The 24,009-nt window shown below is 58.6% G+C and carries 19 protein-coding genes and 1 pseudogene; 11 read left to right on the top strand and 9 right to left on the bottom strand.

What is annotated here, in order from left to right:
- The first annotated feature begins 117 nt into the window (after nt 1-117).
- The 8 genes from ACSFA5_RS24420 (at nt 118) to ACSFA5_RS24455 (ending at nt 12,638) form a co-directional block, all read left to right on the top strand.
- The gene (locus ACSFA5_RS24420) at nt 118-2,517 is read left to right on the top strand and encodes a tetratricopeptide repeat protein (protein ID WP_435446635.1); all 2,400 of its coding nucleotides are present in this window, start codon (nt 118-120) and stop codon (nt 2,515-2,517) included.
- A 214-nt stretch (nt 2,518-2,731) separates the two neighbouring features.
- Nucleotides 2,732-3,706 (top strand): hypothetical protein, encoded by a 975-nt coding sequence (locus tag ACSFA5_RS24425; protein WP_435446636.1) that lies wholly within the window; start codon nt 2,732-2,734, stop codon nt 3,704-3,706.
- Between the two features lie 367 nt (nt 3,707-4,073).
- Nucleotides 4,074-4,448, top strand: coding sequence for a DUF5623 domain-containing protein (locus ACSFA5_RS24430; RefSeq protein WP_435446637.1), 375 nt, complete (start codon nt 4,074-4,076; stop codon nt 4,446-4,448).
- A gap of 387 nt (nt 4,449-4,835) precedes the next feature.
- Nucleotides 4,836-6,683 carry an ATP-dependent nuclease gene (locus ACSFA5_RS24435; RefSeq protein ID WP_435446638.1) on the top strand — a complete coding sequence of 616 codons (1,848 nt, stop codon included), beginning with the start codon at nt 4,836-4,838 and terminating at the stop codon, nt 6,681-6,683.
- Entirely contained in the window at nt 6,680-8,398 is a 1,719-nt protein-coding gene (locus ACSFA5_RS24440; protein WP_435446639.1) for a UvrD-helicase domain-containing protein, read from the top strand. Before ACSFA5_RS24435 ends, ACSFA5_RS24440 begins: the two co-directional genes overlap by 4 nt.
- Nucleotides 8,399-8,487: 89 nt before the next feature.
- Nucleotides 8,488-9,339 (top strand): hypothetical protein, encoded by an 852-nt coding sequence (locus ACSFA5_RS24445; protein WP_435446640.1) that lies wholly within the window; start codon nt 8,488-8,490, stop codon nt 9,337-9,339.
- A 368-nt stretch (nt 9,340-9,707) separates the two neighbouring features.
- Nucleotides 9,708-11,165 carry a toll/interleukin-1 receptor domain-containing protein gene (locus tag ACSFA5_RS24450; protein WP_435446641.1) on the top strand — a complete coding sequence of 486 codons (1,458 nt, stop codon included), beginning with the start codon at nt 9,708-9,710 and terminating at the stop codon, nt 11,163-11,165.
- Between the two features lie 414 nt (nt 11,166-11,579).
- Nucleotides 11,580-12,638 (top strand): hypothetical protein, encoded by a 1,059-nt coding sequence (locus ACSFA5_RS24455; protein ID WP_435446642.1) that lies wholly within the window; start codon nt 11,580-11,582, stop codon nt 12,636-12,638.
- Nucleotides 12,639-12,806: 168 nt separating this feature from the next.
- On the opposite strand, the gene ACSFA5_RS24460 is transcribed toward ACSFA5_RS24455, so the two are convergent.
- The 8 genes and pseudogenes from ACSFA5_RS24460 to ACSFA5_RS24495 all read right to left on the bottom strand — a co-directional run bounded on the left by ACSFA5_RS24460 (nt 12,807) and on the right by ACSFA5_RS24495 (nt 19,528).
- Nucleotides 12,807-13,808 (bottom strand): hypothetical protein, encoded by a 1,002-nt coding sequence (locus ACSFA5_RS24460; RefSeq protein ID WP_435447070.1) that lies wholly within the window; start codon nt 13,806-13,808, stop codon nt 12,807-12,809.
- Nucleotides 13,809-13,946: 138 nt separating this feature from the next.
- Nucleotides 13,947-14,381, bottom strand: a pseudogene (locus ACSFA5_RS24465) (TniQ family protein); the annotation flags it as partial.
- On the bottom strand, nt 14,323-15,447 hold the full coding sequence (locus tag ACSFA5_RS24470) for a TniQ family protein (protein WP_435446643.1): 1,125 nt from the start codon (nt 15,445-15,447) through the stop codon (nt 14,323-14,325). The pseudogene ACSFA5_RS24465 and the gene ACSFA5_RS24470, both read right to left, overlap by 59 nt.
- Entirely contained in the window at nt 15,434-16,354 is a 921-nt protein-coding gene (locus tag ACSFA5_RS24475) for a TniB family NTP-binding protein (RefSeq protein ID WP_435446644.1), read from the bottom strand. The genes ACSFA5_RS24470 and ACSFA5_RS24475 overlap by 14 nt, the downstream gene beginning before the upstream one ends.
- Nucleotides 16,351-17,001 (bottom strand): hypothetical protein, encoded by a 651-nt coding sequence (locus ACSFA5_RS24480; protein WP_435446645.1) that lies wholly within the window; start codon nt 16,999-17,001, stop codon nt 16,351-16,353. Before ACSFA5_RS24480 ends, ACSFA5_RS24475 begins: the two co-directional genes overlap by 4 nt.
- A gap of 53 nt (nt 17,002-17,054) precedes the next feature.
- Entirely contained in the window at nt 17,055-18,413 is a 1,359-nt protein-coding gene (locus ACSFA5_RS24485) for a DDE-type integrase/transposase/recombinase (protein WP_435446646.1), read from the bottom strand.
- On the bottom strand, nt 18,388-19,089 hold the full coding sequence (locus tag ACSFA5_RS24490) for a hypothetical protein (protein WP_435446647.1): 702 nt from the start codon (nt 19,087-19,089) through the stop codon (nt 18,388-18,390). The genes ACSFA5_RS24485 and ACSFA5_RS24490 overlap by 26 nt, the downstream gene beginning before the upstream one ends.
- Before the next feature lie 214 nt (nt 19,090-19,303).
- Entirely contained in the window at nt 19,304-19,528 is a 225-nt protein-coding gene (locus ACSFA5_RS24495) for a hypothetical protein (RefSeq protein WP_435446648.1), read from the bottom strand.
- Nucleotides 19,529-20,717: 1,189 nt separating this feature from the next.
- Here ACSFA5_RS24495 and ACSFA5_RS24500 point away from each other — a divergent pair.
- Nucleotides 20,718-20,963 carry a helix-turn-helix domain-containing protein gene (locus ACSFA5_RS24500; protein WP_435446649.1) on the top strand — a complete coding sequence of 82 codons (246 nt, stop codon included), beginning with the start codon at nt 20,718-20,720 and terminating at the stop codon, nt 20,961-20,963.
- A gap of 622 nt (nt 20,964-21,585) precedes the next feature.
- Nucleotides 21,586-21,897: a hypothetical protein gene (locus tag ACSFA5_RS24505; protein ID WP_435446650.1), complete on the top strand. Its 312-nt coding sequence runs from the start codon at nt 21,586-21,588 to the stop codon at nt 21,895-21,897.
- 149 nt (nt 21,898-22,046) lie between these two features.
- Here the strand turns inward: ACSFA5_RS24505 and ACSFA5_RS24510 are convergent, their stop codons facing one another.
- Nucleotides 22,047-22,691 (bottom strand): hypothetical protein, encoded by a 645-nt coding sequence (locus tag ACSFA5_RS24510; RefSeq protein WP_435446651.1) that lies wholly within the window; start codon nt 22,689-22,691, stop codon nt 22,047-22,049.
- A gap of 582 nt (nt 22,692-23,273) precedes the next feature.
- Between ACSFA5_RS24510 and ACSFA5_RS24515 the strand changes: the two genes are divergently transcribed.
- Nucleotides 23,274-23,993: a glycosyltransferase family 2 protein gene (locus ACSFA5_RS24515; protein ID WP_435446652.1), complete on the top strand. Its 720-nt coding sequence runs from the start codon at nt 23,274-23,276 to the stop codon at nt 23,991-23,993.
- Nucleotides 23,994-24,009: the final 16 nt, after the last annotated feature.

Raw genomic sequence — 24,009 nt, forward strand, 5'->3', positions numbered from 1 at the left:
ATGTGGTTCGATTCTCGAACAGCGTTGGTATGATTTTCGTACCAAAAGTACTGTATGTCAATACAGTTGTTGCTACCCATTTCCGATCGCGTTCCTTGCTGATCGAGGAACTGCTCGATGGGTCAGGATTTCATGGAAGTCACGATACCTCTTCAAATCGGACGGCGCGTCCGGTCGCAGATTGATAATCGCTCATCACCGGCATTCGGAGGGGCCTATGAAGAAAATGATTGGCATCTTGACAGCCTTGGTTGGCTTGATCGTTGCGCTGGCGGGGGCATATTCGAGTTTCAAGAAACCAGATACGGCGCAGTCCAGCTCCTCAAATTCGGACATGACGCAATCCACGACGGGCAAGAACTCGCCCATCATCAACAGCAATGGCGCCAACGGAACGTTCACTTTTGGGGACACCCAGAAATGAGGAAGTGGTGGATTCTCGTCTGGCTGCTTGGCGGATGTACGCTGAGCGTTGCCCAGATCCAGCAGCAGACTTTTGGAAGTTCGAGCCCGATCCTCAATATTTCTGGCCCTTCGGCGAACATCCAGATCTCCGCGCCTGTTCAGGTCACGAACACGACCAATATTTTCGCGGCCATCCGGGCTCTCGAATCCACCGACGACCAGGACTTGAAGAAGGTCCGTGTGCTCCTCCAGAAAGGCGAGTTCATCGACGCTCGGGCACTGCTTCAAGCATTCGCCGCCAAGCGGCACAAAAGCTTCCAAGAGGTTGCGGTGGCCAAGTTTTCGGAGGCACAAATCCTTATTGCCGACGAAGAGATGTCCCAAGCGGCAGAAGCCTTGAATGTCGCTCTCGCGCTAGACGCTGCGAATTGCCAGTACCGGGCGATGACAGGGATCTTTTATGTGTCAACGGGCCGATTCGACGAGGCCAGAGGCGTTCTGTACGCCCGGCCCGCTGCCAACGAGTGTGTGCTCAACGGCGAGCCGCGCGCCGCGGCAATGCTCTACCTCGCGCGCGTGAGACTGGCTGCGGAGCTGCGAAACGAGTCGGATGCCTTTAAGGATATGCAAGGCGCGTACGCGATCTTGCGTGCCTTGAAGGACCCGAAAGGGCGCGGGGACTTCGGCGTGAAGTGCTTGTTCCTCGATCTTGCCACCGGCTATTGGAACCGTAAGGCGGCGCAGCTCTGGCCTGATGCGGAATCGGCCTGCAAACAAGAGATGCTCAACGAACTGCCCGGGAGCTCGCCCACGGCAGTGGACGTCTTTGAGTTCTACAACGATCGAGGCTCTGCGCAGGAGATCTTGGGGATCGGCGATGCCATCTTCAACAGATATCATAGCTTTGACAACCAGACGTTGCTAGGGATCGATCGACTGCGCAAAAGGGCACTGTTTGCCCAGATGATGTCAGACCATGGTCTGCGAGTACTGTGGAGGCGTGGTGATCCGCCTGCAGCTGCGCGGCTCTATGCTGAGGCGTATGAGCTGATGACGCCCTTGATCGTCTCTGCGAGACCGTCGGTCCTCACCAGCTTTGCTCAGTTGGTGATTCGCATCAAGCACCTGGAAAAAGTCTCGACGGCTCGCGTGTTCCCGAACACTCCCCAGAAGCTCCAACCCGACCTGGAGAGAGCTGCAACCCTGGTCCGCGCAAGAGGGTCGGTGGTCAGTTGCGACGCCATCGGTCGCATTCGAGGCGCGGGCTGGACGCTTCTATCTGAATCCCAGCTTGTCGACCTTTGGGCACGCCAAGTCGCGTGCCTCTCTGCGGCTGCGCCGCAAGGTTCCTTCTCGGATCTTCGGTTGCGGTACACGTGGTGGGACACCGATGAGAAGCCTTTCATAGAGTCGTTGAATGTGCGAATTGGATTGGCGGAGCAACTTGAAGGTTTCCCGGTGATGGAAAACCTCCACGGGAAGAAGGCATTCGATCTGGCCTTGCGCGCCGACCTCACCCTGTTCGGCAAAGGAGAGGCCGACGTCGAGAGCCTTAAGCAAAATCAAAAAGAGATTGCATTGGCGATCGACGAAGCCTTGAAGGATCCACGCTCGCGTACGTCGAGACTGGTGTTGTCCACATGGCTCGTTCCTATGCCTGCCAGCGCAAACACAACTCGCGCGTTGAAGGTCCTGCTGGACGAGCCGGATGAGCAAGGCTCGGAGGTCTCTCCCTATGGAAGGTGCCTGGCGCAGAACGAGCGATTGCAGGAACTCGACACGGTTGGCGTCTTCAGCGCAGTGCACAAGGATGACGCTCTCAAAAGCCGAGCTTTGATGTTGCTGCGCGGCGCCGCTGCGCTAGGCAATCTGTGCACGACGATACCTCCCGAGCGCTCGATGGGCACCATAGAAATGACGGCCTCCGTGGATCGAGTGCTCCGCCAAGTCGAGCTCATCGATCAGATCGAAGGTATGAGGAATGCCTCCAAAACCGATGCAGATATCTTGAATGCGCCATTGACGCAGACCTGTCTTGTAAGTTGGACCCAAATCCGAGTCCCGCTTTGTATCTTCTATCTCCCAAAGGGGGCGAAGAAGCGCGCCGTGTAACGGAGACGGCGCGGCGTACCATGATGCCTCGGAGACAACGTGCCCGCGCGCGTCAAGAGCAGCGGTGGCAATTATTCACGGAGGTGAAGCATGAAAAGCGCGACCCTTCCATATCCGTCCCACCGGAGGATTACGCGGCCGCATGAAGGTCATAAGTGCGATAGCGGTAGGAGAACGCGTTTGTGCCAATACCAATTGAGGCTCGGATGCTTAAATGTATGCGCTCCGTTCTAAATTTCTCAATTCGAGAGCTATGGTGTCAAAAAACCTCCCAAGCTATTTCATCCGGCCAACACTAAGTGAAAAGCAGATTGAATCTGATGTTTCAACTTTTATGGGATGGTCCGCGACGGGCATGCCATTCAGGCTAAAAGATATTTCTGAGCCAATGACTGGGTCGGACAAATTGTTTGATCAGGGCAGCATGATTTATATGCAGTTCAAGAAATCCATGGGGCTTCAACCCGCAAAAAGGATTCCCGTCTCCAAAAGCAAGTTCAGAAGCTCGATGGAGGATATCAGAGAATATAGAAATAATCTCGAGCTCGATGATGATCCGACTTTGTTTTTCCGGCTTCATAAGAAGGCGGAAACCGCAGAAGATTTTCAGCATAATATTCTTTTAAGCTATGAGCGTCCTAATTGGTCGCGCGCAATTTACGTTGCACCACTAACTTTGGATAAGGGCAGGTATGAGAAAATTCTTTTCGACTCGACATGCCGATATCTCGAAGATCCTTTTTATTATGAGTTGAGCAAAACGATTTACCACGGTAACTGGAGAAGCGTCATTGGTGCTACGCCGTATCTCCGGGCCCATGTTTGTATTACGCCCCATGAACGTGTGGCGACGCATGAACACTACTTTGCATACTCTGAAAACGGGACTGATATCAGCTGGCATTCTCCAAGCTTCATAAGCGCCGGTCCTTCGAGGCTTTCAGATTTTTATGCGCGCACCCTTGCCGACAGTCTTCTGAATGCCGATCATTCTCGCCCAATTGAGGAGCTAGCGCATTCGACTCTGGAAATTGGCAAAGAAGCCGAATTGATTGTTGATCCTCGCGGGCTTGATTCGTTGCAACAACTGAGTGTCCACGCAAAGTTGTTGTACAGAAAATATGAGATAAAAAGCTTTATCTTGCTTTCTCGATCTGAGCAATTGAAAAATATACGAGAACGAATTTGATTTTTTCAGAAATCGTTCGCGATTAGCTAATCTTGGCTTGAAGTTGGCGGCCATAGCCACTCGCCGCTATCTATTCAGGCTGTCCAACATTTTGGACATTATTGCTTCCAGCGCGGTTTCGGGGAAATGATGCAGCACGGCGATGGCTGCCTCAGTAGGCGGGGTGGTACGTGATGGCCGCAAAGGGCCGCAGAACGGGCTCGATAGGCTTCGTCCAACCTAGAGCGCTCGATTTCCCAAGCTACTACGTATTTGATCGCATACTGGGCTGAGCGGTGGATACAGGCGGGAGCCATCGAGATTGGCTACTGGACATCGGCCAAATTTCGAGCGGCCAAAAGTTGGGCTTGGCGGAACTCTCCCAAGCATGATGCGGCCACTTGAACAACATCGCCAGCGGGTTGCCGGCCTCCTGAAGGCGGCTCACGCGGCCACCTTTCAGCGCAATGGTGTCTACAACCGCGTTGATGCCGTGCGCAGTGAATTGGATGAATGGGTCATGCGCGAATACACGCGTAGCGAACTATCGGCGGAGATCTTCCAGGATCTGTACTACGGCGCTGCGCCACAAACGTCCTTCGCGCGCTCGTTATCGCAACAGCATAAAGATAATATTGCAGCGGCGTTGAACGAAGTCAAATCGATACTGAGCGAGACTTACCCCGAGTGTGCGCCGTTGCACAGGTTGCTGAAGAAACTCGATGCTGCGCTGACTTCTCTCGACAGCTGGGCTATCGAGTAAACAAGCTGGCGTATCGGTAGCCGTCCCTCGGCAGCGAATTGCTTTGGGTTATGGGCAGGCCACACATCGCTGGCGACAAGCTCAAAATCGCCTTGTCCGTTGGTTGGGTGAATGGTTGCACGAGGCAATTCCTCGACTGCAGTCGTCGTCGTGACGGGAAAGCGGAAGACTATGCTGCAAACGGTCTATGGCAAGGCTTACCCGTTGACCTTCTAGCGCGCGCCTCTCTGCGGATCATGGCCGTATTCGCGGCGAGGAGTGCGACAAAAAGTCCAGGCAGCGAGCGCGATCCGGAGATGCTCAGACTCTCCGCTCAGAATACCGGGCAAGTAACCTCGGTCCCGTCTCCGGTAGCAGCGAACCCGCAAGCATAGAGAAAGAAAAAGAATGCATCTGGCCAAGCTGGTCATCAAGAACTTCCGCAAGCTCAAGCATGCTGAGCTGTCCTTTCAAGCCGGCTTAAACGTCCTAGTCGGCGGAAACAACGTCGGCAAAACGGCCGTGGTCGACGCGTTGCGTGCGCTGCTGGCAGGTCATGAAGAACCCTATCCTCGCCTCGGCGAAGACGATGTGCACGTGCCCCGCGGTGGCACGCCATCGGGTGACATCGTGTTCGAGTACGTATTTAGCGGGCTCAGCCTTGACGATGAAGCGGACTTCTTGGCCGCATTGGTGCCCAGCGCTTCCGGAGCGCTGGAGGCCCACATCAAGATCCGCTACTCGGACGCCGACAAGGCGGGCCGATTGCGCGCCAAACGCTGGTGTGGCGAGCACGAGGAGGTGGGTCTGACCGCGGACATGATGGAGAACCTGCGTGGCGTATACCTGCCGCCACTGCGGGATGCATCGCAAGGCCTGAAGCCGGGTCGCACCAGCCAGCTTGCGCGACTGCTGCAGCTGCTGGCCGACGATACTGGTATCGACGGCATAAACAAGGCGCTGCAGGAGCTTGATGGCAAGCTGAAGGCGCACCTGCCTATCGTCAACACGCATGGCGCCATCAACACTCGGCACCAGACGATGCTGGGGCCGCAGCTCGCGCAGCTTTTGGAGGTCGGCCTAAGTGGCACCGATTTCAAGAGCTTGAAGTCCAGGCTGTCGCTTCTGGTGGATTCATTTGAGATTGAGCAAAACGGGTTGGGCTTCAACAACTTGATCTACATGGCGGTCGTGCTCAGCGAGCTGACGAAGAACCCCGACTCCTGCTACCGCGGCTTGATCGTCGAGGAGCCCGAGGCGCACTTGCATCCCCAACTTCAGGCAGTGCTGCTTCAGTACCTGCAGTCCATCCAGGCGGTCGAAGGCGAAAAGCCTGTCCAGCTCTTCGTGACGAGCCACTCGCCGAACTTCGCGAGCATTGCCGATCTGGACAGCCTGGTGTGTCTGGTCGACACAGGCACAGCTGTAGAGACCTTTCTCCCGCGCAGCGTCGTCTTTAAAAAGGGCAGACGCGAGAAGCTGGAGCGCTACCTCGATGTCACGCGCGCAGAACTCTTTTTCGCCCGTCGTGTCATCTTCGTGGAGGGAGCGGCCGAGCTCATGATGGTCAACGCGCTGGCCAAGCGTATCGGCTTCGATCTGCGCCAGCACGGCGTGAGCGTCATTAGCGTCGAGGGGCTGAACTTCGACTCGTTCCTTCCCCTGTTCGGGGATAAAGCGTTGAAGATTCCAGTCGCAGTCCTGACCGACGCCGACCCTGTGCCGCCCAAAGCCGAACTCCAGACAGAGGCTGGCGCGGTAGCCGTGCCTGGCACGCCCCTGCCGGCGCCACCTGCCGAAAGTGCGGGCGGTTCTGAAGAGGAAGAGGAAGACGACGACAGCGAGCCCATGTACCCAGCACCCGGTGACGCCATCACTGTCTCGGCCAACACCGCCAAGATGAAGGACTGCGAGGACGCGCATGTCAAGGTTTTCCACGGGCTCAAGACCTTCGAGTACGACCTAGCACTGGAGGCTGTCAACCGCACGGCCATGCTCGATGCTCTGGCAGAGCTGCACCCGAGGATTGCCAAATCGTTGACCATCGCCGTCGATGCGCAAGTCGGTGATGCGGCCAAGGCCAAAGTGTTGTTCTGCGGCATGTTTGAACGCCCGAAGAAAAACGTCCAGAAAGGCAGCTTCGCTCAGTCACTGGCTCAGGTGATTTCGGAAGGAAAGATTCCCTTCACCGTACCGATGTATATCCAGGATGCCATCAAACATGCTTGCCAAGTGGCGGCCACTCCGAAGCCATGAGCGCGTTGACACCCGAGCAGCAGGCCATCGTCGACGCGCCGATGGTGCCGTTGTGCGTCGTCGCGTGTGCCGGTAGCGGCAAGACCAAGACAGCCGTGCACCGCCTCGTGCAGATGCGCCGCAATCTCGGCGATGCGCGCGGCCGTGTGGCGCTGCTGTCGTTCTCCAATGTGGCCGTCGACACCTTTCGCGAGGCGTACGAGGACTTGGCAAAAAGCCTGCTGCCCGGCGCCGGACGGTCGCGGGTCGATATCGACACGTTGGACGGCTTCATCACCACCAACATCATCCGACCGCATGGCCATCGGACCATGAAGTCCGCGTGCGCGGCCTTCCTGGTGACGGGCAGCGAAGCCTTTCTTGAGGGCTTCAAGTTCTCGACGTCTTCGTTTCCTCAACCGATCACCTCGCTACACCTTGCGTTCGTAGACGGTGACGAGGTCTATTTTCATGTCTACAACGACCAGATCGAGGTGGTGGACACGTACACAGCGCGCAACCTCATCGCTAAGCTTGGACGAACCGGTGCGTATACGCATGACCTGGGGCGGTATTGGGCATACCGTGCGCTGAACGAGCGGCCCGAACTGCTGGCAGTAGTGGCGCGGCGGTATCCACATATCCTGATCGATGAGGCGCAAGACATCGGCTCGGTGCACCAAGCCATCCTTGAGCTGCTAATCCGTGCTGGCTCATGCGTGACGCTGATCGGCGATCCCAACCAAGGCATCTATGAGTTCGCGGGCGCCGACGGCAAATTTCTGACCGACTACCTTAAGCGCGCTGGTGTGCAGCAACACTCGCTGCAACGGAATTTTCGGTCAGCTCCCAGCATCGTCGGGCTGGCCAACGGCCTATGCGGTCGCGGTGATGTTGCGGAGCGGCCCGCGCCCAGCACGCCTCATGGCGCCTTCTTTACGGGCTACAGGCGCAACCAGCACCCCCAGCTCATCACCGCGTTTCAAGGCGCAATGTCCGCCGCTGGCGCCGACGGCAAGCGCTCAGCTGTCCTCTGCCGAGGCAGAGGCTTGGCGCAGACGCTGCGCGGCGACGACGCGCCAGCTGGTCAAGGCCTCGTCAAATCGCTCGCTGCTGCCGCGGTTCTGCGTGACCGCAGAAAGGACTTCCTGAAGGCTTTCCAGCGCGTAGCCATCGCCGTGGTCGCATTGCTGGACAGCCCGCCCCACGGACTTGTGAGCCAGATCACGCAGCCCTCCCTCTACCCGCAGTATCGGGAGCTTCGGAAGGAGATCTGGGGATTCACCCGCGACGCGGCCAGCGGGCTCCCCTCCTCATCATTGGTCGCCGACACGCACTGGCACCCTTTGCTGGTAGTGCGCGTCAGGGTGCTACTCGCCCGGTTGGAAACGAAATTCGGCCTGAAGACGACCGACAACACTGGGCACAAGCTATCCAAGAAGGCGCTGCCGAACGTGCCACTCGCAAGCGCCGAAGACTTGGGGGAAAGCGATGCCACGGCGCTGCGGGTCGACACCGTGCACAAAGCGAAGGGAGAAAGCTTGGACGCCGTGCTGTACATCACCCTCAGAGAGCATGCGCAAGCACTCCTGGATGGCGTCGAGACCGAGGTCGGCCGCGTTGGCTACGTCGCGGCGACTCGGGCCCGAGACCTGCTGTGGGTGGCTGTGCCGCACAGTTCCCTGAAAGAACTGCGGCCCGCCCTCCTGGCAAGGGGATTCAAGGAGGCGGGATGAATTGCCTTGGCGTTCATTGCTCGCCATGACGCTTTCATTTTGTGCCCGATCGCCGTTCGGTAACAGCGCTGCTCACTAAGCCCGCGACGATGACCTATCTTCGATTCAACCGCCTCTACATCATTGAGTCCCTTGAGCCGCACGAGGTCAAGACTGGTCAGATCCTCTTTGAATACCTCCAACCGATTCTCGAAGAGGCTGACTTCGCCCTGCCGATGGGCTACTACACCACCGAAAGCGCCCAAGGTTTCAGAGACGTTCTAGCGGAACTGCTTGCAAACTCGCAGCAGGGCCACCTACCGTGGCTGCACATCGAATGTCATGGCTCTGATGAAGGCTTGGAGTTTGCCAATGGCAGCGAGATGGGTTGGCAAGAGCTTTGTGATCTCCTGCGCCCGATCAACCAAGCCTGTCAGTTTCAGCTTTTTATCATTCTGTCGTGTTGCCACGGTGCCGGGATCGTGAGCGGTATCGACACAGGTGATGGCGCACCCTGCCTCGGCTTGATCGGCCCATCGCACGAAGTTCAACCGGCTGAGCTACTCGGCCACTTCCGCGACTTCTACCGGCAGCTCATTGCAACGACCGACCTTGGCGCAGCTTTTCGGAGTTGGAGTAGTCGGAGCTTGAACAAAGGACAAATGGCAATCGTCACAGCTGAACTCTGGTGGCGGGAGTTGATGTCCGCGTATCTGGGCGAACATGCAACCAGGGACGGAATTGCGAAGTCAGCGCGGCGTCAAAGAAAAATTCAGGCGGCTCAAGGCGTCGCTGCTTCCATTGGATCCCTAAGACGCAAGTTCGTCCAACGACTTCCCCTTGTCATCGAGGACCGTTTCAAAGCCTATTTCATGCTCGATGAGGTACCAGAGAACGCTGCTCGCTTTGGAGAGACTTTCAAAGCTGTCCAGTCCGAAGTGAAAGAGCGACTAACCGGTTGACTCCTTCAAGTCACACCGTGTTGGTTCGATGACCGTTCGGCTGTGGCGACAGTATCCGGTTGCCTGGTCGGCGCGCACTCGCTTCGGAGTGCGGCGCAACTCTCAGAAGCGGTTTTTGCAACCGCCTTCCGCTTCGTCCAGCTGAGGACCCTGTCCATGCTTTCTACGGAACTTCACCGCGGCAGCACGCGAGTGCTTCAGCCTCGACTTGGTGCGCCATGCGGTTCGGACTACCGCGTCGCGTCGATACCGCACCTCGCGAAGCGGCGGATTGCGGTGGTACCGTTCGAGTTCTTGGTGGGTAATAGACGGAAAAGCCGTTCTGCTGGTCTCTCACCCATCGCCAACCGACCACCACCATTCCGAACATGAGCGCAACCAGTGAACACCCCAAAGTCTTCATCTCGTACAGCTGGACAGACGCCGAGCACGAGGCATTCGTGCTCGACTTCGCCATCGCTCTGCGAAATCACGGTGTCGATGCCGTGCTGGACAAATGGGATCTGAAGCCAGGTCAAGACAAGTTCGTGTTCATGGAGAGCATGGTGATCGAGCCTTCTGTCGTTCGAGTGCTGGTGATCTGCGATCGCAAGTACCAGGAGAAAGCCGACGCACGCATCGGCGGTGTCGGCACAGAGTCGCAAATCATCTCCCAGGAGCTGTACAGCAAGGTGCAGCAGACGAAGTTCATTCCCGTGGTACGCGAGTACGACGATGATGGCCAGCCTTGCCTGCCAGTGTTCATGAAGGGGCGGATTTACATCGATGTCTCCACCGATGAGAGGTATGGAGAGGGCCTTGATCAGGTCTTGAGGCTGATCTACGAGCAGCCTTTCCATGAGAAGCCCAAGCTCGGTGCGCCTCCGTCATTTGTGACCAGCAGCGCTGGGGCAAGCCATGTTAGAGAGCTGGGCGCCGCGCTGCGCGCCATCCAGGAGGGAAAGGCGAACCGTCAGGGCTTGGAAGCAATCTTCGTGAAGAGTTTGCTGTCCGAAATCGACAAGCTGTATGTCCAGCCTGAGGGGACCGACTATGACGAAGAGGTGTACAAAGCCATCGAGCGAACAAAGGGGCTTCGGGATCAGGTGGCCGAATATGCCGAAGCCGTGGCTGCATTTTCGGCAGACGACCCGGCCGCCTTGCGCAGTTTCATCAAGCTGATGGAAGGGCTGGGCGAGCATTTCGGCCCACCGGCCACTGCGGGGCGGTACAACCCTGGATGGAGCGAAATTTACTCATTTTTTGCGCTTGAGATACTGCTCATCCAGACAGCAGCTCTCGCTCGCCATGAACGCTGGAAATCATTGCGCCGGCTGTTTACCACCACGTTCATCGTGAGCGACAGTCAAGGCCAACCGAAACCGTCTAACTACTTTGCTTTCGGTGGGCATTTGAACTCCTTGGACGAGCACCGGAACAAGCGGCTGCAGCTCAATCGCGTCTCTGTGACTGCGGACCTTCTCAAAGAGCGTTGCTCGCCCGACAAGACTACCTTCTCAGAACTCGCCGAGGCCGATGTTCTCCTGTGCCTTGAATCCGTTGTCCGTGCCGGCGCTGATTCGACCGAGACGTGGCCGCGGTTCTGGTCGCCGCGGACCAATGTCTACTACTCGTATGCGAGCAAGCTGCCTCTGTTCATGAGGGCCGCCGACGTCGAGATCCGAAACGGGATTCGCTCCGTGATTGGCGTGAGCACCGGCGCTGAGTTGAAAAACAGGCTGGAAAGCGCAAGCAAACAGCTCGATGGATTTTCTCGGCTTAAGCGCGGCATGTTCAGCGACTTCGACTTTCTGGTAGCGATCAACGCCAACGAACTCACCCGATAGCCGGCGGGTGGTCTTGGAAGCAGAACGCCCTAGGCGGCCTCCAGCGAAAACTCGCTCAAGCCGTCGTGCCTAATTAATGTTTTGTTTGTGTGCGGCTAAATCTTCGCCTCATTCGTTTGAAGTGGATTTCGGAACTCGATTCGATGAACGAAACGGTTAGCCGCGTGACGCACTGGCCCGAAATGCGCAGGCCCGTGGGGCACGCTAGCGCTTTACCTCGAAGAACCGTGGTTAGTGCGTGGATGTTCGGGTGGGCTTCGGCTAGCAGCTTCTTCAGGTTGTTGTTCTTAGCCCGCCTTGATGAATCATGCGGCACTTCCGCTCGGCCCTGACGAACCGCCGAGATCCCCCGACTTGATAGAGTCAAGCACGCTAGTTGGGGGAAGATCACGTATGGAGAAAGAACATTCCGGGATGAACTACAAAGTAAGAAAAAGGGACATGCGGCACCGATCATCTCAGCAGGCGAGTGATGGTGTACCTCAAGCGTTCCCTGAACTTCCACCTGCGTCAGATGAGTCGCCAAAAAAAAGGAAGACGTCTTGGTTAACGGACCATTGGTCACAAGCGCTTGTTCTCTGCTTGAGTTTGGTGACTGCAGCGTGCTACCTTGTTGGCCGCGCGAAGTTGCTCGGCTGGTACGACGCCGCGGGCATTCCGCAGCTGATGTTTTCATGGTCCGCTCAGGACCTAGTGATTAAAGGGCTCGTAGAAAGTGAGACGTGGCTTCTGCTTTTGGCCGGTGTGGCCGGATTCGCATGTCTGTCTGCTGCCATGGACATTGCAACGGCAGGAATGCGTCGGCTTTTGCTCGAGCGTTCGCGACTTCAGCTCAGGGGTGAAGCCTGTGACCGACTCGGATTGAGAAAGCGCATGGCGCGCGAGGCCCGCCGCCTCCGGAAAGCAAAGGACGCGCGTGCGCTGCAGGCCACCCGGCACTGGCAGATGCTTGAGAAGCGAGGCGTTTTTCGCAAAGCGCCCAAGAAGAGTTTGCGCAAGCCGACCCACTGGGCTTCTTCTGATGCATACAAGAGTCTGCTGCTGTTGCCCATCTTGTTCTTGTTGATGATGGCGTACCTGCTAGTTAACGCCTTCTATGCTTGGTCCTATCGGAATGGAGCCAGGAGCTACTGGATGGAGTACGCTGCCGCGACCAACAATTGGCCCCCGTCTAGAGTGGCCGGAGGATGGAAGCCGAAGGAGACGGACCGCGTGTTGCTGGAAGAACTCGCAAAGGGAGGGAGGGAGCGCCTTCGTGAATATGCGTATGTGCACGTGCGGCGCCTGGAAGCCGATCCGAAAGACGATCCAAGGAGCTCGGACCAGCCCATTTGCGGGTGGATGATGCAGGCATCTGGTAACGTTCTGGTGCTGCTCAACGCATCAGGCCTGCTGGTTGTGAATTTCTCCGACTCACCGTACCGATGGTCCAGCGTTCCACACGACGCATGCGCGACGAAATCGCTGGAGTAAGCCGAAACGCTCGCAGCTGATAACGAGTGAGTTCAACCCGCGCTTGTCCTTATGGCTGGTCGCTCACCGTTCAAAGACTCAGCTATGTGTAGTCGTCACTTGCACGGCCCCGAGCTCGGTTCACATTGCTGCACACACTGCTCATTTTCCGATGCGCGTCGTGCGGGGTTAGTCTCTCGGCTTCGCCGTTAGAAGCCGTGATCCCAGCGGCCATTCGCTGATGCGTGCGCGGCGCAGCAGATCTGCAAAGCGTGGGACTAAACCGAACCCTTGCGATGGAACGCCGTAGCGCGTCAGAAAAAGCGCTTGCCGTGGCAGGTCGTAGCGCTCGAAGCGACTGCGCGTTCGACACAGATAGCACTCCATCCAAGACAAATAGTACTGGGCGAGCTGGCTGCGGACCCCTTCCATGCGCGCCGCCGCATTCCACTCTTCCAGCAACGCTTCGCCGTCGATTATCGACAGGCGTGCGACGGCCTTAAGAGGCACCCTCAGCCATGCTGCTGCGGCGATGCTGCACGCATCGCGCAGGAGACTTGCCCGTGCATCTCTGGCGGTCGAGGTGATGCTCAAGTCGGCATTCAAGAGCTGCACCACGGCGAGCAATTCCGCGCTGGAGAGGCAGCGCAGAATCGGGGCCCCAATGACGTTCAGTGCCTTCCCCTGCGTTACCCCGAGAAGGCGCTTGACGGCGTGCTTGGAGACCTGCCGATTGGTACTCATTAGCAGCGCGACAGCGCCGGCCACTTCTGTCACGCTAGGCCAGTAATGTTTTTTTTCGAGATGCCGCTTGCAAACCGACCACAGCCAGTACGGCATTTCGATTTCCGAGGTGCTGAATTCGCTGTGCGTGATGCGCGCATTGTTCATGCATCTGACAAATCGGGTTGGCCACTCCTTCGTGAGCCAATCGATCAGATCCAGCATTCGGTGGCGCGTCTCCAGCGGCTGGTGATCGAACGGCATGCGTTGCCCGGCAGTCAGGCGAGCTAAAACGGGGGCGAAGCGCCTAGGCAGACCTGACTGTTGCAGCTTCCTGGCGAATTGCGCACGGCTCAGCACGTTCAACAGCACACGCACACCGTCCCACCAGAGCTTGCTGTGAGCGACGGAAACCGGAAGGCAAGCGCGCCGCAATTCGTGCGCGGGGACCATGCGCCACTTCGACACGCGTGGAGCAACCTGTGGAGTCACCTTGACATGCAGCGCTTGACCGCACTGCTCGCAGTGCCTCAGCGATGCCATTCGCGTGCCCGTGAGGACCAGGGGGCCTGCGCAGCCCGAGCAGGTGTCAACAAGAAGATGCCTGTGTACAGGGCAAATGGTGCTCACCGAAAGCCGCCAGGCGCTGCGCCAGTATGGCCTTGAATCCTCCGCGAGGCACGCTGGGCAGACTGCAAACCTGCATCCTCGACCGCTGCTCGGCATTAACCAACGCCCTGCGGTGCTGCATGGGCTCCCGGTCATGGCCACGAGCACAGCGTTCAACGTGTGCTTCTGCAGCAATGGGACGCACACGCCTGAGAGCTGCTGCAGCCGCGCAAGCAACGCCCAACGCTCAGGCTCCAAGTCGACCAGCGTGCGTGCCGACAGGGCGATGTCAGCGTTGTGCATCAGTTCGCCATATGTGGCGAAGCCATTGGCCGAAGCCAACCTGTAAATCCAAGAGGTGAGCGATTCGGGCTCAGACTGACCTGCGATCGGTGCAGGCCTGACGAGCAGGCGATCGGGCTGAAATCTCATTGCGGCACTCAATCAGGGGGGCTGCCAGCGCTTCTTGAACTGCGTTGTGTGAGTCCTTTTTTTCCGCGCAAATCGAGTGAAACTCGGCAAGCCAATCAAGAACGTTAGTGCCGCTCTGGATCAGCTTGTCGAAATCCTGGGGGCGACGGCGTGCGAAGTCTTCCACAAGGAAAGCAGCACGCCAGCGTATTTCAATAGGCTGGCAAACGAACAAATCGACGAATCGAAGGCTAACTTCTTTGCGCAAGCCGGCACGAATCCGAAGATCCGAGATTGACTCCAGCGACGTCTGTTCGGCCCCTGCTGAGCAACCCAGCGCCAGAAGCCTGCGAAGACATCGACAGGGCCATCCCCGTGACGGCGTAGCCATACTGTCTGGGTCGGTGTAGATCTGGCGAATCTTTTTTTGGATGAGTCGGCCGGTAGGGGCATCGCCTTTCGGACTTACGAGCCGCAGGTCTAAGCCGCAGCCGTCGCAGTGACTCAACGGACAAGAGCCAAGCCGCGGTATGGCGAAGCCGCTCTGACAATGGGGGCAACTCTCAATCATGCGGGTGTCATGAACGTCGCAGCAGACGGTCGTTGCAAACCGCCAGCTTTTTCGCCAGTACGCAACCTCGTCTTGTGCGAGGCAGATCGGGCATATGACATGACGACAACGATTTGCTAAAGACCTGGCAGGCCTCGGCTGCAGCGCCCATGAGCGCAAGACGAAACTACTTTTGGCTTGCGTCATCTGGGTATCACGCAAGGACAGGAACATCGGTCCGATTTCCTGCATGCTGCGCCCGCTGAGGCGGCTCCAAGCGCTCACGGCCAACTCGAAATGCGGGGGGCAATCGACGAACGCGAAGGTGAAAAATCCGGCTCTCGCCATCAGCAATTTCAAGCGCAAAATCTGGTTGGCTTTCTGGAGACGACAAATCCACGACGCGAGCGATTCGGCATGACTGGGATTGGCGCCGGTCGTACCAATAGGGCGCGTGCGAATCAGCGAGATTGGAAAGCCTCCGGCGGGCGGCAGTCCTGCGCCAGGATCCAGATAGCTGCGGTTAACCTTGCCCATACCCTGCATCCTCCCCATGGTTGTCGCCATCCAGATAGGTTGGTTCGTGAATCTCGCCAACCCGGTTGAGCCTGCGCATGGCAAACGACTTGTGGAATGGGTTGAGGACCGCAGGCACATTGGGCCAGTAGTGGCGCGCGAACATTTTCTCGAGGGTGACGTAGTCGAGTTTTCTCGCGTCGCCGGCCAAGCGGGCCATGCGCTTGACCATGAAAGCGATGGAGCGGTGAACGCCATCGCTCGCATAGAACATGCGCGTCGCCACCTCGGGGCTGGCGAGCCACTTGCGATTTTCATCGCTCATGTCGCACGCGAGTTCGTGTAAAAACCCGCGCAACTGCGCGAATCCGCCCTCCAGGTCAAAGGGGTAGAGCCGGAGTGTTTCGGGTACGCGCGAGCGCAACTGGTTGTTGTGCGTAAACAGGATCTGTGCGCGCGGAGCACCCCCGTACGCGACGGGGATCATCAGCAAGTCGAGCATCTCTTTCAGCGCATCTGCAGCTGCGGCAAAAGTTCTTGCCTGACCGCGGTCGATCAGGTGCTGAACCTCGTCGACACAAACAAATTCGACGCAGCATTGCGTGTAGAGAAATTTTGCGCGGTCGCGCAGCGAGTCAGCTGATCCTGGCCCTACTTGGATCTGTACTGCGTGGAGAAAGGCCCTGAAGATCGACCGGCGCGTCGGCTTCGACGGAATTTTGACGCACACCACAGGCAGGCGCGTAACTTCGTCCCCGTGGACCGGTGGGTTGCGCAGGCAATATTCCTTGAAAACGAAGGATTTGCCCACACCCGAAACGCCGAACAGCCGCATGCTCTGAGGGTTGTCGTCCACCCCACTGTCGGCATGGCAGCTGGCCAGGCGTTCCATGGCATCCTGGAATGCAAGCGTTTCGATGCAGATCATGGCTGCTCCCCGTCAGTCCTTGCCTGGCGCACGACGGTAGTGAGGATCGGCAGGTCGTCGTCCTGTGGGATGGCCGGCTGCCGCTCGACGGCTTCGACCAATTTGCCCTCAGTGAAATTCCTGTTTGCGACACGGTGCTTGCGCGAGCCAGCCCGCCGAGCCGGTGGCGCTGCGATCACCACTTCTGTTGCGATCCTCGGCTCGGGAGGAAGGGTCATCAGCTTCAGCGCCCGGCGCCTGGCGCTTTGCGTCGTCGCCATCTCAAGCGAGCGGACCACCTCGCGCGACCTTTTGAGGGCCTGCGCAATGGTGATCTTCTGGCCTTGGTCGCATCCCTTGAGCTGCATCGCACGGGCAACCTTGATCTGGTAGGCGCTGAGCTCTGCTTTGACGGAGTCAATGTTTGGCACCTGCAGCCGCTCGTTGGTGCGGGGGTCCGTCACCCAGATGAACGCCATGAGCGATCGATTGACGCGGACCTGAACCGGCACGCTCATGGTTTTCGAATTGGCGCCCTTGGGCGCTTGTCGCAGGATGCCTTGCAGCAAGCGGCTGTTAAACGTGCAGTTGTCCAGCTCGATGCCCCGTGTGGTTAGAGTGCAGTTGACGGTGTCGCTGCAGATCACGTCCAGTTCGTTCGCATCCACGGGGAGGCGAACAGGCGTGACCGCTGAGGCGCTGCGCCAGAGTTCGTATGGGCTCATGCCAACCCCCTGTGATCGCGCGCCATGTACACGTCAACGATCCAGAGGTGCAAGAGGCGCTGCAACTGTTTGAGATCAATCAGCGCGCCGGCGGCGGGGTCGTAGTCCTTTGGGCGCGTGTAGAAGTGCGAGCCGGTCGCGCCTGGCAAGCCCATCAGCGCCTGCGTGCTGAACGTCCGGAAGAATCGCTCCACGCGCGCCTTATACCAGGGCTCCTTGATTGGGCAGTACTGCAGGTCAATGCCGAGCTCGAAGCACGCCTGTTTGAGCGAGTGGGAGTGAAACTCCGGCCCGTTGTCGCATTTCAAAACCATCGGAATACCGTGGCATGGCCAGTCGCCCTGAACGTCGGGGTATTTTTCGCGCAGGTACGACTTTGGAAGAATGGCGTGCTTCAGGCAGTCCAGCGTCGCTTGCGCGGAGGTGCCGCTGAAACCGACGTCAAAGCCCATGACCGAGCGGCTGTAATGCTCAATGGCCATGGTGACGCGTGGGCGCCCGAGTGGCAGGCCGCTCTCCTCGTCCACCACGAACAGGTCCAGCGGCGTGTGGTCGATTTCCCAGCATTCGTTGAGCCCATGCATTTCGGTGTTTCTGCCGGTCGAGCGAAAAACTGAAAGTGCATGTACCGCACCTTCGCGCGCGGCCACGACATCGAAACCTGAACGCCGGCGCAGGCACCGAACAAAGGTCGAGTACGAAGGAATCGTGAAGGCCTGGTGATGGGGGCGCCACTTGTTTTTCTCCAGAAGCTCGCCCTCAAATACTTCGTAGGCAGCCCTGATCGAGTACCGCTCCGTCGTGAGATAGAAGTTGTCGAGCACTGCGTTCAGTGCCTGCTTAACTTCGTCACGCATGCGCTGTTTCCCGGGCGCCCCGCGGCGCTCGAAATATGGCAGGCACGCCGCAGGATCACCGCCTTGCGCGTTGAGCTGCGCACGCCAGCGCTTCAGGGTGCTCAGACAGGGCGCGCGTCGTTCGCCGAGCGTCTGACGCACCGCCTCCAGCACTTCGCGCAGGGCGACGCTGTCCGAGCGCACTCTCAATCCCGCGCGTTCGATGGCCCCCAGATACTGCTGTCGTGCATAACCCTGAATTTTTGCCGCTTCGCTGACGTCGCCCGCAAGGCGAACTGCCACGCAGACTTTTCGCTCCTGAGGCTGGCGCCGGGCGCTTTTGATGCCCTTCAGGTTGCCTGCGCGATAGTGGATGTGTAGGGTGGCGATTTCCCAGAGGCGTTCGTTGCCCTCCTCGTCGGCCAGCATGATGCGATCGGCGTCGATGATCGAGCGGACCGTGACGACCTTCTGGAACAGCACGAACTGCCTGTTAGGCGTAAATGAAGTCAGCTGCATCGAAGTGCTCCTGAAGGTCAAATGTCAGCGGCGTGGTGGCTCCAAGGTGTTGATGCACGTCGAAGTAAGCATGGCCCGACGCGAGCATGCGAAGAGACGCGGCGCGTCCCAGCAGCTTCTCAAGGTGGTAGAAGGTCGTCGGGCCGTTCTTGGCCAGCCGCCTGCAGTCCTCGACGTCGTAATCGCTCGGCTGGCCGCTGCGCAACGCCTGCGCGAGTGTTCGGGCGTTTGTGCGTGCGACGGGATGATGCAATTGGGCTTCGCTGACAGCTTGGAACAGAACGTCCAGCCCCGCCAGATGCGTGCGAATGGCGGTGTGGCGCGCCGCCAATGTCCTATCCGCCTTCTGCGTGTCCGGTACGCATTCAAGGCAGACCATCAGCTCGTCGCGCCGCATCGCCACGGCATGCGGCGTGTATCGGAAGCTTGTGCCGTCCCCCAAGATGATGCTCATCATGGCGGGGCGGCTGCAAGCGTCCGCGACCAGCCAGGATGCCTCCAGCCGGTACATGAGGTCCCACTGGAGGCTCGATTCCCACTGCATTGAGCAGTTGAAACGCGTGGACGCAAAGATGCCGCGCACGCGGTGCCCGTTGCGGGTAATTCCGCGCGGCGCTCGATAGGATGATTGCTGCCCCGTCAATCGGGCAAAGCGAAGCCTTAGAGATGTCGTCATGCGACCTCCATCAAATCAATTTGGCAAAAGAAGAACGTGGGCGACGCGCTCGAAAGCGCCCGCCTTATGGCCCCAGGCTTGACTTGATGAATAACCGAATGAGATACTGAAAGTGCCCGACCAGGCCCGTCAGTAAAACGGCGGACTCACGCCGTCTAGCCTTCGTGGTTAGATGGCGTGTTTTATTTCATGATGGCTCCTTAGAACACATGCCTCAAGCGGCAATGCTTTCGGGGTGGTGCTTGTCTGAGACGCAGGGCAACGTCCTGTCCTGCTCCACGCGTTCCAGCACCTGCGCGATTTCGTTTGTCAATGCGAAGATTCCGCGGCGGTGCTCAATCCTGATAGGCGAAAAAGGCAAGCTGCCTCGGCTGCGGGCCGTGTTAAGCGCGGTAGTGCTGGGGTAGTGCAAGACCTTGCAAAGCGCTTTTGCATCCATGATCGGGCCGTAGGTGGCCCATAGAAATTCATGAATGTTTGGGGGCATAAGATGTCCGGATGCCTTTCAATAGCGTTGGATGCTGTTTGTTTTCGGCAGTATTGGGCGAGACGGATATGAATCGTAGGCTTGCTTTCTGAAAAGTCAACGCCGAGGTTCGTTGGCGTTTGCGCCCGGGTACGGTCTTACCCCGGTTATTGAGTTTTCGGTTGTCAATTAGGTTGTCTATTAAATGATCAGGTGTGCGACAAGCATTTTTTACAGGTGCGCTTACCTCTGAAAATGGCATTCTTCTTTGTCAGCACACTGTTGTGAGTGCAAAGAACGAATTTTTGGCGGTAGTTGATACGACGTTGTGGTCATCGTCGATTCGAACGCAGCTTGTAAAAATCTCCATTCGGATTCGTGTTTGTCATGCGAGCGCGAAGCGCTTGAGCTGTTAGCTCAGGCCGAAATGTGCAGAGCGAGCTTCAGGCTATGGCCTTGAGCGCGTGCACCCACTGTGCTCACGCGTGTCGGCCCACTGCCGACATCCCTGTATGACACCGGCGAGCGCCAGCCAAGATTCCTGTGCGAAAAAGCAATCTCGCGCGGCTCCAAACGTCCAGAGCGGTGACGTGCTTCGGACTCGTAATACGGCTATGCCACGCTCACGACGTGCAATCAAGGCGAGGTTCGGATATTCCTGTGTCCCGCCAGTGCTCGGATACCCGCACGACATCCGTCAGTTCCATCCCAGACATGGGTTCTAGATAGTTGCCCTGCTCAGTCTCGAACAACCATGGCGAACGCTGTTGCCCGCCGAGGGCGCGACATCGCCACAAGGATGTGCACCGCGTGAACGCTGGGTCACTTCCTCCTGTCATGTAGGCAGGGAGTAATGCATACAGACGTGACCGCTGCCAGTGCCCCGTGTCTAGGATGCAAAGTAGATCGTCAACACGCGTCACCAGAAAACGACGCCAGAATTGGCCGCCGTCCTCTGACGGCGGCGGCAAAACCTCCGCGTACCAAACAGGCCCGGTCAAACAGTGTTCGACCCACGGGAAAGAGTGCAGATGCGTCTCGTCGATCCCGGGAAATGGCGGCATCTCGATCTCGAACCGTTGGTCTACTTGCAGCATGAGGCAACTGTGATGTGGAATATCGTCCGTGGTGCAATAGTACGCATGGCGGGACCATTTTGTCCATGCCGGCCCCCTCTCCTAAATATGCGCGCGATCCTGCGCTGGTGGCGCTCGGCAATGCCGTGCGGCATTTGCGCAAGGCGAGGGGAATTTCTCAGGAAGAGCTCGCCCATCGAAGTCAAGTTGACCGCTCGTACATGAGCAGCGTGGAACGCGGCGTGCAGAACCCCGGAATCATGTTGGTGGTGGCAATTGCCAGAGGGATCGGGGTCTCAGTTGCAGAGCTCGCTTCGCAAGCTGATCTCTAGTCTTGCTTGCGTGACCTCTCTCGAGGTTCCTGCCGAACGACACTGATCTTGCGTCAATGCGACATCGAATCTTTGTGGATGAGACACGTGGCGCCCGACGCCGTTCCGCTGCATCCCGCTGCCGTGCCGTGCGACCGCCGCAAAATGCGACAGGCCGGAGTCGGCCGAGGCTGTGTGAAAACGCTGGTGCTGTGCCCCTTGCGTGAAAGTCGACCTCTCAGATCGCGCCAGGATCGACGATCGAGGCTTCGGGAATGGTTTGGCTACCCATGAAAACATGACCTTCGAACGTTTTCACACAGCCTCGGCCAGGAGCGGACGGTCGCGTCCGAACGCCAAAAGCGCGTGCGCACTAACCACGTCGTGAGGAACAATCACCCGATGAACTGCCAGATTTGCGGTCGCACGCTGGACCAAAAGGATGACCCGTTGTCGCTTGACTGTGGCGGTGACTGCTGGGCGTGTGTTGGCGAGGCCGAGGCCGCCATGGGCTGGGAGCCATCGTTGAAGAAGGTGCGCGAGGAGTTCGCACTAGGCCTTCGCCCGAACTGGACAGACCCGTCCACCGGCGGCTGACGGCCATTTGCAGACCTTAGATGTCCACCTTTTCCGCCAGCTTCCCATGAAAAATATCCAGGTCATCGATGGCGCAAGGAACTGCGTGTACGACATCTTTGCGGCCACCGAAGAGGAGTTCGCGCTGATCTTTCCCGATGGCCAGGACATTGCTTTCATCGACGAGGTTTATGAGCGCGGGGTAGACGAAGCGGCTCTCAACACCGCGTTCGAGGCGCTGTGGACGCGACGGTTGGTCAAAGCGCAAGCGATGGGAATCCATGGGCAGCTTTTCTACCAACTCGACGAGAAGAAGCCGTTCTACCCGACGAGGCGCGACGAGGAGGCGGAGAACCCGGGTGGCTCCCGCCTTCGATAGGACGTCGCCTGTGGCAGCAGGCGGCCAACACCAGACGCTCAACTACACGGCTGGTAGTCGGCCCAGACCATTGCGGAAATGGCTCATCGTGAAGTTCCTAGCCGGAGCAAGACATTCTCAGTCCAGCCTCGTAGTTACGTCGCCTGCCCTCAGTCCACCCGCACGGACTGCTCCACGCGCTGGAACAGCGGTCGCTGCGTTGCTGCTTCGGCTTCCTGGAACACCAGGGTGAAGAGCAGCGTCTGAGTCGTCGTTGCGACGATGTATTGGCGCTGAACTAGGTTCCCGTACTTCGATGTACGCACCGACTCGCTGGTGAGGGCACGCTGGCCACCGAACGTGACTACCCGCATTGGAGTCACCGAGATTAATGTGTTGCCCAAGTGACGCGCGTACTCCCTCAAATTGTCCTCCATGCGAGGGGCCAGGGCTTTCAGCGTTTCGTCCGTTGCCCCGGCGATGTACGCCCGGGTAATGGTCGGGGGCTGTTGACTCGTCACTTTGATCTGCGATGACGTACGGTCCTCGAACTGCCCTACTGCCAGCAGCACCGCCTTGGTTTTCACCTGGTCGCCAACCGTTCCAGCAATCCCCGGCTTTCCTGCGTCGGCCGCTCGAATGCGCTCCTCCATTTCGACTAGAGCATGCTGTGAACGCCACTCGCGCGGCACAGAGATATGAACACCACGTCCGATGTCCCTAGGTAGAAGCTCGGTCTCCGTGCCTGCCAGCGCACTACTTGCGCACACCAGGACGGAGAGAGAAATTGCCGCAACTCCCGAGATCTTGACCATCGCTGTACCTCCCATCAACGCGACTGTAACCGGATGGTCTGTCTGGCTAAGGGCGCGCGATGCAGGGGCAGTGCTTTATGCGCTGGTTCACTGTCCCTGCCCGTTGGCGTCTTGGACAACCACATCACCGTTGAGCAGTGGAGCAATTTCTGCTCAATGTCCGCTTTCGACGAAGGCGAACTTCCGGTGAGGGCCCGTTCACGACAGCGGCGCGACCGGCTACAGTCGGCCACAACCAGACATTCAGATCAACCGCCCAATTTGGAGTGAACGCCGGTGCCCATGTTCAAGCGGTGCCGCGGCAGCGCGGGTAGTCCGAACATCCACAGAACTCCTGGCCGGCGTTGATGCCCTTTCGCGCTGTACGTCGCACCATGGATCGTGCGCATTTGAAGCAGGTCGGCGCGGCTGTCTTCGCCGCTTGGGGTGCTCTTTTTCGTTCGGCAACGCGCCATTGAGCTTTCGTCGCTGACACGCTCGCCTACAGCAGCATCGCGCGCGCGCTGACGCCACCCGTGTGGCGCCCGGCCCAATCTCTACGCTGGCAATCCCGGCCCAACCCGCCATCCACAGAGACCACGAATGATCGGCATCGTTGTTCCCGCCCACAATGAAGAGGCCTGCATCGGCGCCTGCCTGGATGCCTTGCGCGAAGCCGCCCGCCACCCCGGCCTGGCGGGCGAAACCGTCGAGATCGTCGTGGTGCTGGACGCATGCACGGACGCGACGGGCGTGCTCGCCAATGCCGCTGCGGCGATGACGCTTAGCGTTCGCGCGCGCAATGTCGGCATGGCGCGCGCCGTGGGCGCCCAGGTGCTTCTGGTTCGCGGCGCGCGCTGGCTCGCGTTCACCGATGCCGACACGGTGGTTTCGCCGTCGTGGCTGGTGGACCAGCTATCGCTGCGCGCCGACGTCGTTTGCGGAACGGTTGGAGTGGCCGACTGGACGCCGCACGGTGGCAATGCGCCATTACTGGCCAGGCACTTTCAACAGACCTACACCGATGGCGACGGGCACTCGCATGTGCACGGCGCCAACCTCGGTGTCTGCGCGGCCGCGTACGAGCGCGCGGGGGGCTTCCGGCACCTGGAGTGCAGCGAGGATGTGGCGTTGGTCAATGCGCTGGTCGCTTCCGGCGCATCCGTGGCGTGGAGCGCGAAGCCCCGGGTGGTCACCAGCGCACGAAAGGAGGCAAGGGCAGTGGGGGGATTTGCAGACGCGCTGATTCAGGCAGTGGCCCGGCAGCTAGACGTTGCTGTCCAGCCGGTTCATTCTGCTGCACCAGTCTCGCTCACCACATAGCCCAAGCAAGCTTCAG

This window comes from Variovorax monticola (assembly GCF_051216855.1).
Lineage (GTDB): Bacteria > Pseudomonadota > Gammaproteobacteria > Burkholderiales > Burkholderiaceae_C > Variovorax.